Below are 17245 nucleotides of genomic sequence, written 5' to 3' on the forward strand. Positions count from 1 at the left end.
CCCCGTTCGACACGCCGAGGAAACTCCACTTTTGTGTGGGTATCGGCTCGTTCGCACCTGAACCTGCCAGACCCAGATCACCCCACGACCTGGAGGGCGCTGTGCGGCCGGAGGGCTACGACTACGACACCCACAGCACACTCGCCGGACCGCTCACGGAGCCGGACGGCGACGGAGGCCGCTACCGGGTGCGGTACAACAAGCTTCTCTCCAGTGAGCCCCACCGAATACGGGCCGTCATCCTGATGATGCTCGCCCCCGTCCTCACCGGTCTCCTCCTCGTGTACCTCGTGTGGCCGACCCACTGGACGGAACGCGAGGGCGCCGACCGCTGGCTCATCTGGCTCGACGCCACGATGCTCGTGGCCATCGGCCTGATCGAGCTCTTCATGCTCGTCAACGTCATATCCATCGCCCACGCGACGATGATGGCGAGGGACCCGATCCCCGTCACCCCCGAACCCGGCACCCGCGTCGCGTTCCTGACGACGTACGTCCCGGGCAAGGAACCCCTCAGCATGGTCCGCGCCACCCTCGAGGGCGCGAAGGGCATACACCACACCGGCCCGCTCGACGTCTGGCTCCTCGACGAAGGTGACGACGACGACGCCAAGGCGCTCTGCGCCGAACTCGGCGTACGCCACTTCACCCGCAGCGGAGTGCCCGAGTGGAACCGCGAGAAGGGTGTCCACAAGGCCCGCACCAAGCACGGCAACTACAACGCCTGGCTCGCGATGCACGGCGCGGAGTACGACTTCTTCGCCTCCGTGGACACCGACCACGTGCCGCTCCCCAACTTCCTGGAGCGGATGATGGGTTACTTCCGCGATGACGACGTCGCGTTCGTCGTCGGGCCCCAGGTGTACGGGAACTACGACTCGCCCGTCACCAAGGCCGCCGAGTCCCAGCAGTTCCTCTTCCACGCCCTGATCCAGCGCGCCGGCAACCGCTACCGCGCCCCCATGTTCGTCGGCACCAACAACGTCGTACGCATCCAGGCGCTGCGCCAGGTCGGCGGCCTGTACGACTCGATCACCGAGGACATGGCGACCGGCTTCGAGCTGCACCGTCACAAGAACCCCGTCACCAGGCGCCACTGGCGGTCGGTCTACACCCCGGACGTGCTCGCCGTCGGCGAGGGCCCTGCCTCCTGGACGGACTTCTTCACCCAGCAGATGCGCTGGTCGCGCGGGACGTACGAGACGCTGTTCAAGCAGTACTGGAAGGCACCGTTCACGATGCCGCCCGGCCGTCTCTTCTCGTACACGATGATGCTCGTCTACTACCCCATGACGGCCGTCAACTGGGTGCTCGGTGTGCTGAGTTGTGTGCTGTTCCTCTGGTTCGGGGCGTCCGGTACGCAGGTCGCCGCCTCCGTCTGGCTGATGCTCTACAGCGACGCGGCGGCGCTCCAGGTGGGGCTCTACCTCTGGAACCGCCGTCACAACGTCTCGCCGCACGAACCAGCGGGCTCCGGAGGCCTCGCCGGGATGGCGATGTCCGCGCTCTCCGCGCCCATCTACGCCAAGTCGCTCGGCGCCGCCGTCGTGCGCCGCCCGAGCCGCTTCGTGGTCACGCCCAAGGGCGGGGACGCCAGCCCCGACCGGGTGCTCACCTTCCGGATCCACCTCTGCTGGGCGGTGGTCCTCGCCAGTTCCCTCGCGGCCTCGTTCGTGCTCGGTCACACCCACGCCGCGATGCGCACCTGGGCCGTCCTCGCGCTGGTCATCGCGCTCGCCCCGGTCACCGTCTGGAGCTTCTCGCTGGTCAAGGAGCGCAGGGCGGGCGCGGTGCGGGAAAAGGCCCGCGAGCGGATCCGGCAGCGCGCCAGGAGAGACGCGGAAGGGCTCGGCACCCAGGGCGCGGACGGCGAGCCGGAGCCGGCGTTCGCCACCGGCACGACGACAGGAGGGAACTGACCCATGGCTTACCGGCCCTCTCAGCGGACGAAGAAGACACTCCTCGGAGTCGGGGCGGGCGCTCTGCTCGTGGGACTCAACGCACCGGCGGCGCTCTCCTTCGCCGAGGAGCAGTACTACGAGTACAAGATCGCCCAGCCCGGCTACAAGGCCAAGTACGGCTCCTGGAAGCAGATCGGCATCCCGGAGGAGTTCCGCACCAACGCCATCCACGCCGCGCTCCTGCACACCGGCAAGGTCCTGATCGTCGCGGGCTCCGGGAACGAGCAGAAGAAGTTCGACAAGGGCTCCTTCGACACGATCCTCTGGGACCCGAAGGCGGACACCTTCAAGAAGGTCAGGACGCCGGAGGACTTCTTCTGCGCGGGCCACGCCCAACTCCCCGACGGCCGCCTCCTGGTGGCCGGCGGCACGGCACGCTACGAACTCCTGGACGGTGAGATCAACCGCGCCGGCGGCGGCATGCGCGTCAAGAACGAGAACCCCGACAAGCCCCTCACCCTCAAGAAGGGCACCCGGTTCCGCTCGCCGTCGGGCATCGAGTACGTGAGCAAGTTCGACGTCGAGGTCCCCAAGGCCAAGCGGGACTACGAGATCACGTACACCAAGTCCGGTGTGATGAAGCCCTGGAAGACGACGGTCAAGGCGAGCGAGGCGCGCGTCTTCGTGGAGGCCGCCCAGGAGGGCGACGGGTTCGTCACGGAGAAGTCCGCGCAGTACGAGATCGAGGGCCTCACCGGCAAGGCGGCGGATAACGCGTACGGGATCGCCGAGAAGATCACCATGGACAAGCAGGACTTCCAGGGGATCAAGGCGGCGTACGAGTTCGACCCGAAGGCCGAGAAGTACGTCCCCGTGGAGCCGATGGACAAGGCCCGCTGGTATCCCACGCTCGTCGGTCTCGACGACGGGAAGGTGCTGGCGGTCTCCGGCCTCGACGACGTGGGCATGATCGACCCGGGTGACAACGAGATCTACGACCCGAAGACGAAGAAGTGGACCGACGGCCCCAAGCGCTACTTCCCGACCTACCCGGCGCTCTTCCTCACCAAGGGCGGAAAGCTCTTCTACCCGGCGTCGAACGCGGGCTACGGGCCCGCCGACAAGGGCCGTGAGCCGGGGCTGTGGGATCTGGAGACGAACAAGTTCGAGAAGATCCCCGGTCTCGTCGACATGGACCAGACCGAGACGTCCGCGTCACTCCTGCTGCCCCCGGCGCAGGACCAGAAGGTGATGATCCTGGGCGGCGGAGGCGTCGGCGAGTCCGACAAGTCGACCCGGCGCACGGCCGTGGTGGACCTCAAGGAGAAGAACCCGGCCTTCAGGACCGGGCCCGAACTGCCGCAGGGCACGCGCTACTTGAACAGCGTGATCCTGCCCGACGACTCCGTGTTCACGTCCAACGGATCCAAGGACTACCGAGGCCGCGGCGGCAGCAACATCCTCAAGGCGCAGTTCTACGACCCCAAGTCGAACAGCTTCCGCGAGGCCGCGTCCCCCAAGGTGGGCCGCAACTACCACTCCGAGGCGCTGCTCCTGCCCGACGGACGGGTCGTCACCTTCGGCTCCGACCCGCTCTTCGACAACCAGGAGAACACCAAGCTCGGCCACTTCGAGCAGCGCATGGAGGTCTACACGCCGCCCACGCTGCACAAGGCGGGCAACAACCGTCCGGTCCTCGGCGAGGGCCCGGAGGAACTGGCGGCGGACCACCGCGCCACGTTCCGCACGGAACATCCCGAGACGATCGCCTCGGCCCGTCTGATGCGCCCCAGCGCCGTGACGCACACGACGGACGTCGAGCAGCGGTCGATCGCGCTCGGCCTCACCAAGGGCAAGGGCGAGGTGACGGTGCAGGTGCCCAAGGGCGACACCGCGCTGGTGCCGCCGGGCTGGTACATGCTGTTCGTGACGGACCAGGACGGTACGTCGTCGGAGGCGAAGTGGATCCACGTGAGCCAGAAGTAGCCGCACCCGCCGTGCCGGTGGCCGCGGTCAGGTGGCCTTGGCGTTGCGCGCGAGACCGAGCGCGTAGTCGGGCCACCACTGGCCCGCCGCCGGGCCGCCCCTGCACGGCCCGTCCGAGTCGCCGGGGCGTTTGATCCACAGGACCGCGTCCAGGAGCGCGTCACCGGTCTTGTCCGTGGGCGGGGTGCCGAGGCCACGGCCCGGCGGGTTGCACCAGGCGTCCTCACGGTTACCGGCGAGCGGGCCCTTGCCGTTGCGGCTGGTGTCCATCACGAAGTGCTTGCCGCCGACGAGCCCCGAGAGGCTGCGGCCGTACGACTTGATGGTCTCGTCGCTCTGGAAGTTCGACACGTTCAGCGAGAAGCCGTCCGCCTGCGCGATCCCCGCCTGCTGGAGCGGCTCGGCGAGCTTGCCCGCCTGGGTGATCCAGCTGGGGTTGCCCGCGTCCAGGTAGACCTTCACCCGGGGCTGCTGCTTGAGCCGCTGGATGGCTTCGGAGAGCAATTGGTAGCGGTCGGCGTGGTACTCGGCCGGGGTGCAGCCGTCCACGATGTGCGGGACCGCGTCGGGCTCCAGGATGACGACGGCCGGCCGGTCGCCGATGGTGCCGGCGAACTTGTCGATCCACTGCCGGTAGAAGTCCGAGCTGTGCGCGCCACCCGCGGAGTGGTTGCCGCAGTCACGGTGCGGGATGTTGTACGCGACGAGCACGGCGGTGCGGTCGCCCTGCGCGGCGCCGTCGACGGCCGCCTTGATGTCCGGGACCGGGTCGTCGCCCGCGGGCCACACGGCCATGGGCTGCTCGGAGATCCGCTTGAGCGCGGCGGCGTCCTGGGTGCGGCCCTCCTGCTCCCACTGCCTGACCTGCCGGGCGGCGGCGCTCTCCGGGTCGACCCAGAAGGCGCTTCGTGCCGCCTTCTGGGAGGCCTGGGTGGAGGGACCGGCCTCGGTGGCCGTCCGTTCCTTGCTCTTCGTGCCGGATTCGGCGGAGCACCCTGCCGTGAGCCCGAGGGCCGTGAGGGCCGTGAGTGCGGTGAACGTGCGGAGCAGCCGGTACATCCAGCCCCCTTGGGCGACGGTGACCGGGCAATCGTTACATAACGGTCCAATCACCCTTGGTTACGACACCGGGCGGCCCCGTCGGATCTGGCGGGCCACGTCAGGCGCCGCCGCCACCCGCCAGCGCGATGCCGAGCGGAGTGCGCTCGTAGAGCACCTGGTGCCCGTACCGCCGCGAGACCAGCAGACCCGCGTCGCGCAGGGCCCCGAGGTGCGCGGAGACGGAGGAGGGGGCGAGCCCCAGACGGTGTGCCAGGGCCGAGGTGGTGGCGGGGTCGACGAGCGCGGCGAGGACGGCGGCCCTGCCCCGGCCAAGCAGCCGTACGAGCGCCTCGGGCGTACGGTCGCCCGGCTCGGCCCAGAGTCCGGCGAGGCCGCGGGCGGGATAGACCAGGGTCGGCTGCCAGGGTGGTTCGTGGCCGCCCACCACGTCCGGCCAGGCGAAGACGCTGGGCATCAGGACCAGGCCCTGGCCCGCCAGATGCCGCACGTGGTCGTCACGCCGCGCGACGGTCAGCGTGTCCGCGTCCCAGGCGAACCGCGGGTCCAGCTCGGCCACCAGCGCGCCGAGGCCGACTTCCGCGAGCCGCCGCGAGTGGAAGGCCACGTCCGCCTCCAGGAGGGCGCGCAGCCGGGGCCAGTCCGGCTCGACGAGGGTGTGCCAGGCGGCTTCCATGACGTCCGCGAGCTCCCGCACCGCCCGTGCGGGGTCGGCCAGCAGCGCGCGGCCCCGAGCCGACTCTGCCGCCCCCGCGGTGCAGGCCAGCGCCCGCGCGAGCTCCTGGCGCGCGGCCTCGGGGTCGGCCGCGCGCACCGCCGCGATCTCCTCCTCGAAGGTGGCAGCGGGGCCGATGGGCGGCGGGCCGATGAAGTCCGGGGTGTAGCCGCGCGGCGGCATCAGGAGCCACAGCGCCCCGAGTTCGAGCCCGGCGTCCGCCCCGCGGATCCGCCGCAGCCACTGTGGGTGGTAGCCGTGCCGGTCGGGCCGCTTCAGGGTCCGCACGGCCTCCTGCGTCTCCCACAGAGGCGACACGGCGAAACGGCACCGCAGGAGATCGTCGGGTCCGAAATGCAACCGGTTCGGCACGCGCTCACCCCCATGATTCGCCTGGAACCGAAACTCTAGGGCGACGGGCACGCGCGCGTGCAGGGTGCGGGCATGCCCGAAGACAAGCCCTCCACCCCCGAACCCACCGGCTACCTCCGCCTGTTCACGATCCGCGAGTTCCGCGCCGTCTTCCTCGCCCACGCGCTCTCGCTGCTCGGCGTCGTCGTCAGCGAGGTCGCACTCACCGTCCTCGTGTACGGGCTCACCGGCTCGCCTCTGCTCGGGGCGCTCACCTTCGCGCTCGGGATGCTGCCCTACCTCGTCGGCGGAACCCTGCTCTCCGGGATCGCCGACCGGTATCCGCCGCGCAGGGTGCTCGTGCTGTGCGACGTGGCGTGCGCCGGTTGCGCGGCGCTCATGGCCCTGCCCGCCACGCCGGTCTTCGGACTGCTCGCGCTGCGGAGCGCCGTCGCCCTGGTGTCGCCGGTGTTCAACGGGACGCGGATGGCCACCCTCACCGACATCCTCGGCGACGGCGACCTGTTCATCCTCGGGCGCTCCTTGCTCAGGATCGTCTCGCAGAGCTCCGTACTGGTCGGATTCGGGCTCGGCGGGGTCCTGCTCACCGTGGTGTCGCCGCGCGGGGCGCTCCTCATCACCGTCTGCACGTTCGCCGCCTCCGCGCTGCTCCTGCGTTGCGGGACCAGGCGCAGGCCCGCGCGCGGGAGCGGCGGCCCCGCCCTGCTGAAGTACTCGCTCAGCGGCGCCGGGCAGGTGCTGGGCGACCGGCGGATCAGGGCGCTGCTGCTGCTCCTCTGGGTGCCGCCGATGTTCATGGTCGCCCCGGAGGCACTCGCCGCTCCCTACGCCGACCAGATCGGCGTCGGGGTCGCGGGCGTCGGACTCCTGATGTGCGCGCTGCCGGTCGGCACGATCGCGGCGGAGCTGTACGTCGGGTCCGCGCTCTCCGCGAACACCCGGGCCCGCGTCGCCCTGCCTCTCGCGTCGTGCACGCTCCTGCCGCTGGCCGTGTACGCGCTCACGCCGGGCCTGCTGTGGGCGATGCTCGCGCTCGTGCTCGCCGGGGCCGGATCCGCGTACACGCTGGGTGTGGACCGGTGGTTCGTCGACGCCGTGCCCGAGGAGCTGCGCGGGCGCGCCATGACCGTGCACACGGCGGGGCTCATGACGATCCAGGGGGTCGGGATGGCGCTCGCGGGGCTGGCCGCGGAGTTCTTCGCGGTGAGCACCGTCGTCACCGCGTCGGGCGTGCTCGGCACGGTCTGCTGCCTGGCCCTCGCCGCCGAGGTCCGCGCGACGCGCCGTACGACGGCCCCGGCCCCGGCCCCTGGCGCATCCGCGGGTCCGCTGGAACAGCCGACCGAATTGCGAGACGGGGCTGACCACCATGTGACCGGCGGGTAAGGTCTTTGGCGTGCCGAAGCCGCTCAGCCTCCCCTTCGATCCCATCTCCCGCGCCGACGAGCTCTGGAAGCAGCGCTGGGGATCCGTTCCGGCCATGGGCGCGATCACCTCGATCATGCGGGCGCACCAGATCCTGCTCGGTGAGGTCGACGCGGTCGTCAAGCCGTACGGACTGACCTTCGCGCGGTACGAGGCGCTGGTCCTGCTGACGTTCTCGCAGGCCGGTGAGTTGCCGATGTCCAAGATCGGTGAGCGGCTCATGGTCCACCCCACGTCCGTCACCAACACCGTCGACCGGCTGGTCAAGTCCGGTCTCGTGGACAAGCGCCCCAACCCGAACGACGGTCGCGGCACGCTCGCCTCCATCACGGAGAAGGGCCGCGAGGTCGTCGAGGCGGCCACCCGCGAGCTGATGGCGATGGACTTCGGGCTCGGGGTGTACGACGCCGAGGAGTGCGCGGAGATCTTCGCGATGCTGCGGCCGCTGCGGGTGGCCGCCGAGGACTTCGAGGAGCAGTAGAACCTTCGGTTCCGTTCGTGCCGGGGCCGCCGGAAGATCGCGCAAAACGGGCCGATACGCTCGTGGGCATGAAGCGATCCGTGCTGACCCGTTACCGGGTGATGGCCTACGTCACCGCCGTCATGTTGCTCGTGCTCTGCACCTGCATGATTTTCAAGTACGGCTTCGACAAGGGCGAGGGCCTGACGCTGGTCGTCTCCCAGGTCCACGGTGTCCTCTACATCATCTACCTGATCTTCGCCTTCGACCTGGGCTCCAAGGCGAAGTGGCCGTTCGGCAAGCTCCTGTGGGTGCTCGTCTCCGGCACCATCCCGACCGCCGCGTTCTTCGTCGAGCGCAAGGTCGCACGGGACGTCGAGCCGCTGATCGTCGACGACTCCCCGGCCACCGCGAAGGCCTAGCCTCACCGCTCGAAGCGCCGTCACGGGCTGGCCCGTGACGGCGCTTCGGCGTAGCCGGTGGCGCCACGCCTCGACATTTACTAGGACGTCCAAGTAAATTCGAGGGTATGGACGCTGACGCCATCGATGAGGGCCGCCGTCGCTGGCAGGCCCGGTACGACACCGCGAAGAAGCGCGACGCGGATTTCACCACGCTCTCCGGCGACCCGGTCGAGCCGGTCTACGGGCCACGGCCCGGGGACACCTATGAGGGCTTCGAGCGGATCGGATGGCCCGGCGAGTACCCCTTCACCCGCGGACTGCACCCCACCGGCTACCGCGGCCGGACCTGGACCATCCGCCAGTTCGCCGGCTTCGGCAACGCCGAGCAGACGAACGAGCGCTACAAGATGATCCTGGCCAACGGCGGCGGCGGCCTCTCCGTGGCCTTCGACATGCCGACCCTGATGGGCCGCGACTCCGACGAGCCCCAGTCCCTGGGCGAGGTCGGGCACTGCGGGGTCGCCATCGACTCGGCCGCCGACATGGAGGTCCTGTTCAAGGACATCCCGCTCGGTGACGTGACGACGTCGATGACGATCTCCGGACCCGCCGTCCCCGTCTTCTGCATGTATCTCGTCGCCGCCGAGCGGCAGGGCATCGACCCGGCCGTCCTGAACGGCACGCTCCAGACGGACATCTTCAAGGAGTACATCGCGCAGAAGGAGTGGCTCTTCCAGCCCGAGCCGCACCTGCGCCTCATCGGCGACCTGATGGAGCACTGCGCGCGCGACATCCCCGCGTACAAGCCCCTGTCCGTCTCCGGCTACCACATCCGCGAGGCCGGGGCGACGGCCGCGCAGGAGCTCGCCTACACCCTCGCGGACGGCTTCGGGTACGTCGAGCTGGGGCTGAGCCGCGGCATGGACGTGGACGTCTTCGCGCCCGGCCTGAGCTTCTTCTTCGACGCGCACCTGGACTTCTTCGAGGAGATCGCCAAGTTCCGCGCCGCCCGCCGCATCTGGGCCCGCTGGATGCGGGACGTGTACGGCGCGCAGACCGACAAGGCCCAGTGGCTGCGCTTCCACACGCAGACGGCAGGGGTCTCGCTCACCGCCCAGCAGCCCTACAACAACGTCGTACGCACCGCTGTCGAGGCCCTGTCCGCGGTCCTCGGCGGCACGAACTCCCTGCACACGAACGCCCTCGACGAGACCCTCGCGCTGCCGAGCGAGCAGGCCGCCGAGATCGCGCTGCGCACGCAGCAGGTGCTCATGGAGGAGACGGGCGTCGCGAACGTGGCGGACCCCCTTGGCGGCTCCTGGTACGTCGAGCAGCTCACCGACCGCATCGAGGCCGACGCCGAGAAGATCTTCGAGCAGATCAAGGAGCGGGGGCGCCGCGCCCACCCGGACGGGCAGCACCCGATCGGGCCGATCACCTCGGGCATCCTGCGCGGCATCGAGGACGGCTGGTTCACCGGTGAGATCGCCGAGTCCGCCTTCCAGTACCAGTCGTCCCTGGAGAAGGGCGACAAGCGTGTCGTGGGCGTCAACGTCCACCACGGCTCCGTCACCGGTGACCTGGAGATCCTGCGGGTCTCCCACGAGGTGGAGCGGGAGCAGGTCAAGGTCCTCGGCTCGCGGAAGGCCGCGCGGGACGACGCTCGGGTGCGGGCCTCTCTCGACGCCATGCTGGCCGCCGCGCGAGGCGGGGCGAACATGATTCCGCCCATGCTGGAGGCGGTCCGTGCGGAGGCGACCCTCGGGGAGATCTGTGGGGCCCTGCGGGACGAGTGGGGGATCTACACCGAGCCGCCGGGGTTCTAGGTCGGGGTCCTTGCGTGTGTCGGGGAGCTGCGGGCCTGTTGTGGCTGGTCGCGCAGTTCCCCGCGCCCCTGAAGGGCCCCTGCGGGGCCCTCTCGGGGCCCGGCTGAAATTCGTGGGTGTCAGATGCGAGTAGCTGGGTAGGCACGCGCTCGCGTCAGTCCGTCCTGCCCCTGGAGTCAGCCTGTGTCACCCGTGAGCCTGCCCGGCCCCACCCGCACCGCCGTGATCGCCATCGGAGCCGCGACGCTCACCCTCCTCGGGGCGCTGACGGTGTACGGCTCCGGAGAGGTGAGCGCGAGCCCGCCCGACGAGCCGAAGGTCCAGGACACCTTCGACTCGCTCGGCCCCGACGTGCACGCGGCGAAGCTCTCGAACGGGCGGACGGCTCACTACTCCGACACCGGGAACAAGAAGGGCAAGCCCGTCCTGTTCATAGGCGGCACCGGCACGAGCGCCCGCGCGGCGCACATGACGGACTTCTTCCGCACGACCCGCGAGGACCTGGGCCTTCGCCTCATATCCGTCGAGCGCAACGGCTTCGGCGACACGGAGTACGACGAGAAGCTCGGCAAGGCCGACTTCGCCGACGACACCCTGGAAGTCCTCGACAAGCTCGGCGTGGACGACGTCAGTGTGATCGCGATCTCCGGCGGTGGCCCGTACGCCGCTGAGCTCGCCGGGCGCGCCCCCGAGCGGATCTCCGCCCTGCACCTCGCGGCCGCCCTGCCGCCCTACGGCACGAAGCCCGCGTACTGCTCGATGTCCGACGACGAGCTCGCCGCCACGGTGAAGGACTCGATCAGGGACCCGCGCAAGTGGTGGGCGTTTCCCGACGACAGCCCCGTGAAGTCGATACCGGGCTTCGCCGACACGGCGTACGAGGAAGGCGCCCGCACCTACAACCAGCGCGGCCAGCAGGCGGACCCCGCGCCGCAGGTGCACGAGCAGAAGCTGTACTGCGGCCGGCCGGGCCCCGACCTGAAGAAGCTCGACGCGCCCGTCTACCTCTACGGCGGCAAGAAGGACACGACCGTGCCGCCGGCGACCCTCAAGACCTGGCAGGACGAGCTGCCGGGCAAGGCGAAGGTGCGTACCTACGCGGACTCCGGGCACGACGTCCAGTACCGCCACTGGGACCAGATCCTGGTCGACCTGGCGGGACACGGTGACCGTACGGTCGTCTGCAAGGGGAAGCACACCCGCGTACTTCCCGCCGACGAGGCCGACCGGCTCCTCGCCAAGGACAAGGCCACGCTGGGCAGTTGCGCCTGGAAGAACAACTGACCAGCCGCGAGTGATCAGCCGGGCAGCGTCAGCCTGAACAGCGCGCCCCCGCCCGGCGCCCCCTCCGCCGAGAGCTCCGCCCCGTGCGCGTGGGCGATCTGGCGGGCCATCGCGAGACCGAGGCCCGAACCCGGCAGGGCGCGGGCCTTCTCCGCGCGGTAGAAGCGGTCGAAGACGTACGGCAGGTCCTCCTCCGCGATGCCGGGGCCGTGGTCGCGGACCGTCAGGGCCGTGGAGGTCAGGGAGACCTCCACGGGAGTGCCCTGCGGGCTGAACTTGGCCGCGTTGTCCAGGAGGTTGGTGACCAGGCGGGAGAGGCGCGCGGGGACGCCCGGGATGCTCATGCCGTCGGCGTCCGGCGTCACCTGGAGCGTGAAGGGCACCTGCGGCCAGTGGCCGCGCGCCGCGTCCACGACATGCGTGACCAGGGGCGCGAGCCGCACCTCCTCCAGGAGCGGCTGCGGCTCCTCGTCGCGGGCCAGCTCGATCAAGTCGTTGACCATGCCGGTGACTTCGCGTAGCTGGCGGGCCAGCGCGCCGGAGGCCCGTTCGCGCTGTGCGTCGCTCAACCGGTCGGCGCGGGCCAGGAGTTCGGCGTTCGTGCGCAGCGCGGTCAACGGCGTACGCAGCTCGTGCGAGGCGTCGGCGACCAGACGCCGGCGCGCGGTGACCGACTCCTCCAGCTCGGCCAGCATCGCGTTGAACGAGGCGGCCAGCCGGGTCACTTCGTCCTCGCGGCCCGGCGGCCCCGGCGGCAGCTCGATGCGGTGGCGGGCGTCACGGGTCGCCGCGATGCGCTCGGCCGTGGCGGTGAGACGCGCGACCGGGGCGAGGCCCGTGCGCGAGACCCAGTAGCCGCCGAGCCCCGACAGGAGCACCCCGGCGCCGCCCACCGCGGAGAGCAGCCCGGCGGCCTGCCGCACGCCGCGCTCCGCGATGTCGGCGCGCAGGGCGACCTGGACGGCGTCCCCCTTGCCGTAACTGGTGGTGTACATCCGCGTCGGTCTCCCCTCCAGCGTGAGGCTCGTGTAGTACGGCGTCGCCCGGCCGCCCGCGACCAGCCGCGTGGACTCCGTGACCGGGAGCAGATAGGGCTTCGACGGATCGTCGGCCGGGTCGGCGGGGACGATCTGCGAGCAGGCGGGGGCGCCGAGGTAGCGGCACTCGCCCGTGACGACGCCCGGCTCGTTGTCGTAGTGCCGCTGCTGGGCGATGAGGCTCGCCGACTGGGCGAGGTTCTGGTCGAGCTGCTGGTAGAGCTTGTAGCGGATGACGAGGAACGCGGCCACGCACACCCCGACCGCGACCAGCGCGACGGCTGCCGCGGCGGCGAGCGCGAGCCGCGTGCGCAGCGGCCGCCTGCGCCGCCACCGGGCGCCGAGCCTGCGCCGGGCGCTCACGGGCTGCCCAGCCGGTAGCCGACGCCGTGCACCGTGTGCACCAGGCGCGGTTCGCCGCCCGACTCCAGCTTGCGGCGCAGATAACCGACGTACACGGCTAGGGAGTTGGAGTCCGGGCCGAAGTCGCGCCCCCAGACCGACTCCTGGATGAGCTCGCGCGGGAGCACCTGCCCCGCGTTGCGCATGAGCAGTTCGAGCAGGGCGGCCTCGGTGCGGCTGAACTCGACCGTGCGGTGGCCGCGGCGGCCGGTGCGGGTCGACGGGTCGAGGACGAGATCGCCGTACGCGAGGCCGTCGCCCTCGGCGGCGGAGTGCTGCTCCGGTGCGGCGCGGCGCAGCAAGGCGCGGACGCGGGCGACGAGTTCGTCCAGGGCGAAGGGCTTCACCAGGTAGTCGTCGGCGCCCGCGTCGAGGCCGTCGACGCGCTCGCTCACCGAGCCGAGGGCGGTCAGGACCAGGACCGGGGTGCGGTCGCCCGCGGCGCGCAGCTGGCGGCAGACGGCGAGGCCGTCGAGGACCGGCATCATCACGTCGAGGACCAGCAGGTCGGGCTCCCAGCGGGCCACCGCCGAGAGCGCGCGCTGCCCGTCGGGGGCGCCGCGCACCAGGTGGCCCTCGATCGTGAGGCCGTCCTCCACCGCCGCACGGACCTCGGGGTCGTCGTCGACGACCAGGATCTTGGCCGGCGGTGGGCCGCCGGTCACGGGTGGGCCCGGCCTGCTCGTGAAGCTCATGGACCCACGGTGCCAAACGCGGCTCTTAAAACCCTCTTAGACCTGCTCGTGATGCTCCATTGCCATGCGAACACCCGATATGCGATACCCCGAGTCAGGAGTCCCGGCGGGCGGCCGGGCCCCTCTCTCCGTCGTCATCGGCGCGGGCGGCACCGGTGGACACATCTATCCCGGGCTCGCCCTCGCCGACGCCCTGCGCCGAGCCGTACCGGGCGCGGTCGTCTCCTTCGTCGGTACGGAACGGGGCCTGGAGACCCGGCTGATACCGGACGCCGGATACCGCCTCCACACCGTCGACATGATCCCGTTCGACCCCTCGCTCGGTGCCAAGCGCTTCCTCCTGCCCGCGGCCCTGGTGAAGTCCGGCGCCCAGTGCCGGGCGATCCTTCGTGAGCAGGGCGCGCAGGTCGCGGTCGGGATGGGCGGCTACCCCAGCGCCCCCGTCATCGTCGGCGCCCGCATGGCGGGGCTGCCCAGCCTGATCCACGAGTCCAACGCCGTGCCGGGCCGGGCCAACCGCTTCGCGGCCCGCCTCACCCCGAACATCGCCGTCGCCTTCGACCGCAGCCGGGAGCATCTGCCGGGCGGCGAGCGCGCCTACACCACCGGGATGCCCATCGCGGCGCCGCTCGCCGCGCTCGACCGGGGGGCGCTGCGGGCCGAGGCGCGGCGGGAGTACGGGGTGCCGGACGCGGCCCGCATGCTGCTGTTCAACGGCGGCAGCCTGGGGGCCGCCAGGCTGACCGAGGCGGCCGTGGGGCTCGCGGCGCGCTGGCGGCACCGCGGCGACGTACAGCTCCTGATCAAGACGGGTCCCGCCGCGCTCGACGAGACGCGGCGCCGCCTGACGGAGGCGGGCGTGGAGGGCATCGCCCGCGCCGTGCCCTACCTCGACCGGATGGACCTCGCGTACGCCGCCGCCGATCTGGTCGTCTGCCGCGCCGGTTCGGCGACCGTCGCCGAACTCGCCGCGACTGGGGTCCCCGCGGTCCTCGTGCCCTATCCGCACGCGCCCGGCGACCACCAGACGCACAACGCGCGGGTCCTCTCCGACGCGGGCGCGGGTCTCTTGCTGCCCGACGGCGAGACGACGGCCGCGCGGCTCGCGGAGCTCGTCGGCCCGCTGCTCGCCGATCCGGCGCGGCTCGCCGCGATGAGCGGGGCGGCCGATCCGGGCCCGCACGCGCGAGCCGCCGACCTCCTCGCCGAGCGGGTCATCCACCTCACCCACCACCACACACAGCACTTGGAGTACGCATGAGCAGCACAGATGTCACCGTGGACACCCCCTTCAGCTGGGCCGGCCGCACGGTCCTTGTCACCGGGGCGGAGGGCTTCATCGGCTCGACGCTCGTGGACCTGCTCCTCGAACAGGGCGCGAAGGTCCGCGCTTTCGTGCACTACAAGCCGTACGCGGAGAAGGGTCACCTCGCGCATCTGCTGGGGGACCCGCGGGTCGAGATGCTCGCGGGCGACGTCCGGGACGCGGGGCGCGTGATGGACGCGGTCGAGGGCTGCGACACCGTCTTCCACCTGGCCGCGCTGATCGGCATCCCGTACTCGTACGACTCCCCGGGGGCGTACGTCCAGACGAACGTCGTCGGCACGGAGAACGTGGCCGAGGCGTGCAGGCGGCACTCGGTGCGGCGGCTCGTCCACACCTCCACCAGCGAGGTCTACGGGACCGCGCTGACCGCCCCCATCAGCGAGTCCCACCCCCTCCAGCCCCAGTCCCCGTACTCGGCCTCGAAGATCGGCGCCGACATGATGGCGCTCTCGCACTGGCACGCCTTCGAGCTGCCGGTGACGGTGGTCCGCCCCTTCAACACCTACGGCCCGCGGCAGTCGGCCCGCGCGGTGATCCCCACGATCCTGGCCCAACTGCACTCCGGCGCAAGGGAGATCAAGCTGGGCTCGCTGACTCCGACACGGGACTTCACGTACGTGACGGACACCGCGCGCGGCTTCATGGCGCTGGCACGGTGCGACGCGGCCGTCGGCCACGCGGTGAATCTCGGGGTGGGCCAGGAGATCTCGATCGGTGACCTGGCGCGGGAGCTGATCGAGGCGTCCGGGCGCGAGGCGAAGGTGGTCGTCGACCCGTCCCGCCTGCGCCCTTCGGGCAGCGAGGTCCAGCGGCTGCTCTCGGACAACTCCCGGGCGAGGGAGTGGGCGGGGTGGGCTCCGGAGGTTTCCCTGCCGGAGGGCCTGAAGCGGACCTCGGAGTGGGTCGCCGAGAACCTCCGCCTCTTCGCCCCGGACCGCTACCAGGTCTGAGTCGTCGCCTGGGGCGGCCTTGACGGCGCCCGTGGCCGCCGCTTCGCGGCGGGGGCTTGCCGGTTGAGCCGGCTCGGGGGCGCGTCCCGCTCTTGCGTCCGCTGCGCGGGCTGCCCTTTCCGGTGCGCCGGGTTGCCGGTCGTGCACTGCTTTCCGCCCGCTTCGCGGCGGATGTTTCCCGCCCACCCGCCCGATTGCCCCGGATCGTGCGCTGGGCGTTTTTGGCTGACCGCTTCGCTGTGGGTTTCAATTCGCCGCTTCGCGGCGGTTTTTCCCCACCCACCCACCCGATTACCCGGCGGTGCATGGGCGGGTGGGGCCGAGCCGTGATCGTCGCGGGTGTACGGCGGGGTGAACGGGTGGGTGGGTGGGGGATATCCGCCGCGAAGCGGCGGGCTTGGGGCGGCGCCACACGAGCCGTGGTCATGGCGGAGATGCTGCGGGGTGAACGGGTGGGTGGGAGGGGGCATCCGCCGCGCAGCGGCGGTTCTGCTTTCACCCAGCGCCAGCGTCCGGGCAGGGAGCCGTCCCACCCGCAGCCGCAGGGCAGGGGCACCCCCAGCCCCAGCCGCAGGGCAGGGAGCCGTCCCAGCCAGCGCCAGCGTCCGGGCACCGGCAGTGCCGGGCCCGCTCAGGGGCTGGTGGAGGCCCCGGGGCCAGTTGTCGCCGCCAGGCCCCCCAGGAGCAACAGCGTGAAGCGGTGGGCCCAGGCCTCGTCCACCGGTTCCGCGCTGACCAGGGCGCGGTGGACCACCGCGCCCGCGATCACGTCGAAGATGAGGTCCGCGGTGCGGCCGGCCGCCGCGGGGTCGGGCTCCGCGGGGAGTTCCCCCCGCTCCTGTGCCCGCTTACGCCCCGCGAGGACCAACCGCTTCTGGCGGTCCACGATCGACGTACGGATCCGCTCCCGCAGCGGCTCGTCCGTCGTCGACTCGGCCACCACCGCCATCAGCGCGGTCTTCGTCTCGGGACGGCCGAGCAGCGCCGCGAACTGGAGCACCACACCCTCGATGTCCGCGGCCAGGCTGCCGCGGTCCGGCAGCTCCAGCTCGTCGAACAGTTCCGCCACCGCGTCCACGACCAGCTCGCTCTTGCCCGCCCAGCGCCGGTAGAGGGTCGTCTTGGCGACGCCCGCACGCGTGGCGACGTCGCCCAGGGTCAGCTTGGACCAGCCCAGCTCGACCAGGGCCTGACGGGTCGACTCCAGGATCGCGGTGTCCGCCGCTGCGTTGCGGGGGCGGCCGCCGGTGCGGGCGGGTGCGGGGATGCGGCTCTGCATCCCGTGACCATACCGGCCAGTACGGCATGGGTCGGATCGGTGGTGAGTGAGGCAGATGACGCGTGAGAGATGGCGAGTGAGGCAGATCACCGAAGTTCGCGCCGGCCCGCCGTCCACACATCG

At 71.2% G+C, this 17245-nt stretch carries 14 protein-coding genes; 9 read left to right on the top strand and 5 right to left on the bottom strand.

Annotated elements, in window-relative coordinates; genetic code table 11:
* The first annotated feature begins 101 nt into the window (after positions 1-101).
* Both ABXJ52_RS25620 and ABXJ52_RS25625 read left to right on the top strand, forming a co-directional pair.
* Positions 102-1919 (top strand): cellulose synthase catalytic subunit, encoded by a 1818-nt coding sequence (locus ABXJ52_RS25620; RefSeq protein ID WP_367045013.1) that lies wholly within the window; start codon positions 102-104, stop codon positions 1917-1919.
* A 3-nt stretch (positions 1920-1922) separates the two neighbouring features.
* Complete coding sequence (locus tag ABXJ52_RS25625; protein ID WP_367045014.1) at positions 1923-3887, top strand: kelch motif-containing protein; 1965 nt, start codon at positions 1923-1925, stop codon at positions 3885-3887.
* Between the two features lie 27 nt (positions 3888-3914).
* On the opposite strand, the gene ABXJ52_RS25630 is transcribed toward ABXJ52_RS25625, so the two are convergent.
* Together ABXJ52_RS25630 and ABXJ52_RS25635 are read right to left on the bottom strand one after the other, a co-directional pair.
* The gene (locus ABXJ52_RS25630; RefSeq protein ID WP_367045015.1) at positions 3915-4946 is read right to left on the bottom strand and encodes a glycoside hydrolase family 6 protein; all 1032 of its coding nucleotides are present in this window, start codon (positions 4944-4946) and stop codon (positions 3915-3917) included.
* Positions 4947-5046: 100 nt separating this feature from the next.
* Positions 5047-6033 carry a DUF5937 family protein gene (locus tag ABXJ52_RS25635; RefSeq protein ID WP_367045016.1) on the bottom strand — a complete coding sequence of 329 codons (987 nt, stop codon included), beginning with the start codon at positions 6031-6033 and terminating at the stop codon, positions 5047-5049.
* 72 nt (positions 6034-6105) lie between these two features.
* On the opposite strand from ABXJ52_RS25635, the gene ABXJ52_RS25640 reads away from it, so the two are divergent.
* The 5 genes from ABXJ52_RS25640 to ABXJ52_RS25660 all read left to right on the top strand — a co-directional run bounded on the left by ABXJ52_RS25640 (position 6106) and on the right by ABXJ52_RS25660 (position 11432).
* A complete protein-coding gene (locus ABXJ52_RS25640) occupies positions 6106-7419 on the top strand; it encodes an MFS transporter (protein WP_367045017.1) in 1314 nt (437 codons plus the stop codon).
* A gap of 10 nt (positions 7420-7429) precedes the next feature.
* Positions 7430-7939 carry a MarR family transcriptional regulator gene (locus ABXJ52_RS25645; RefSeq protein WP_367045018.1) on the top strand — a complete coding sequence of 170 codons (510 nt, stop codon included), beginning with the start codon at positions 7430-7432 and terminating at the stop codon, positions 7937-7939.
* A gap of 68 nt (positions 7940-8007) precedes the next feature.
* Entirely contained in the window at positions 8008-8340 is a 333-nt protein-coding gene (locus tag ABXJ52_RS25650; RefSeq protein ID WP_367045019.1) for a DUF3817 domain-containing protein, read from the top strand.
* Between the two features lie 107 nt (positions 8341-8447).
* Entirely contained in the window at positions 8448-10148 is a 1701-nt protein-coding gene (locus ABXJ52_RS25655; RefSeq protein WP_367045020.1) for a methylmalonyl-CoA mutase family protein, read from the top strand.
* Positions 10149-10331: 183 nt separating this feature from the next.
* Entirely contained in the window at positions 10332-11432 is a 1101-nt protein-coding gene (locus ABXJ52_RS25660) for an alpha/beta hydrolase (RefSeq protein WP_367045021.1), read from the top strand.
* 14 nt (positions 11433-11446) lie between these two features.
* Here ABXJ52_RS25660 and ABXJ52_RS25665 read toward each other — a convergent pair whose 3' ends face one another.
* Complete coding sequence (locus ABXJ52_RS25665) at positions 11447-12832, bottom strand: HAMP domain-containing sensor histidine kinase (protein ID WP_367045022.1); 1386 nt, start codon at positions 12830-12832, stop codon at positions 11447-11449.
* Complete coding sequence (locus ABXJ52_RS25670) at positions 12829-13566, bottom strand: response regulator transcription factor (protein ID WP_367045023.1); 738 nt, start codon at positions 13564-13566, stop codon at positions 12829-12831. The genes ABXJ52_RS25665 and ABXJ52_RS25670 overlap by 4 nt, the downstream gene beginning before the upstream one ends.
* A gap of 79 nt (positions 13567-13645) precedes the next feature.
* Here ABXJ52_RS25670 and ABXJ52_RS25675 point away from each other — a divergent pair, with 79 nt between their 5' ends.
* Together ABXJ52_RS25675 and ABXJ52_RS25680 are read left to right on the top strand one after the other, a co-directional pair.
* Positions 13646-14827 (top strand): UDP-N-acetylglucosamine--N-acetylmuramyl-(pentapeptide) pyrophosphoryl-undecaprenol N-acetylglucosamine transferase, encoded by a 1182-nt coding sequence (locus ABXJ52_RS25675; protein WP_367049260.1) that lies wholly within the window; start codon positions 13646-13648, stop codon positions 14825-14827.
* Positions 14824-15843 carry an SDR family NAD(P)-dependent oxidoreductase gene (locus ABXJ52_RS25680; protein WP_367045025.1) on the top strand — a complete coding sequence of 340 codons (1020 nt, stop codon included), beginning with the start codon at positions 14824-14826 and terminating at the stop codon, positions 15841-15843. The genes ABXJ52_RS25675 and ABXJ52_RS25680 overlap by 4 nt, the downstream gene beginning before the upstream one ends.
* A gap of 631 nt (positions 15844-16474) precedes the next feature.
* Here the strand turns inward: ABXJ52_RS25680 and ABXJ52_RS25685 are convergent.
* Positions 16475-17122 (bottom strand): TetR/AcrR family transcriptional regulator, encoded by a 648-nt coding sequence (locus ABXJ52_RS25685; protein WP_367045027.1) that lies wholly within the window; start codon positions 17120-17122, stop codon positions 16475-16477.
* Between the last annotated feature and the right edge of the window lie 123 nt (positions 17123-17245).

Source organism: Streptomyces sp. Je 1-332, from assembly GCF_040730185.1.
In the GTDB taxonomy this organism is placed as follows: Bacteria; Actinomycetota; Actinomycetes; order Streptomycetales; family Streptomycetaceae; genus Streptomyces.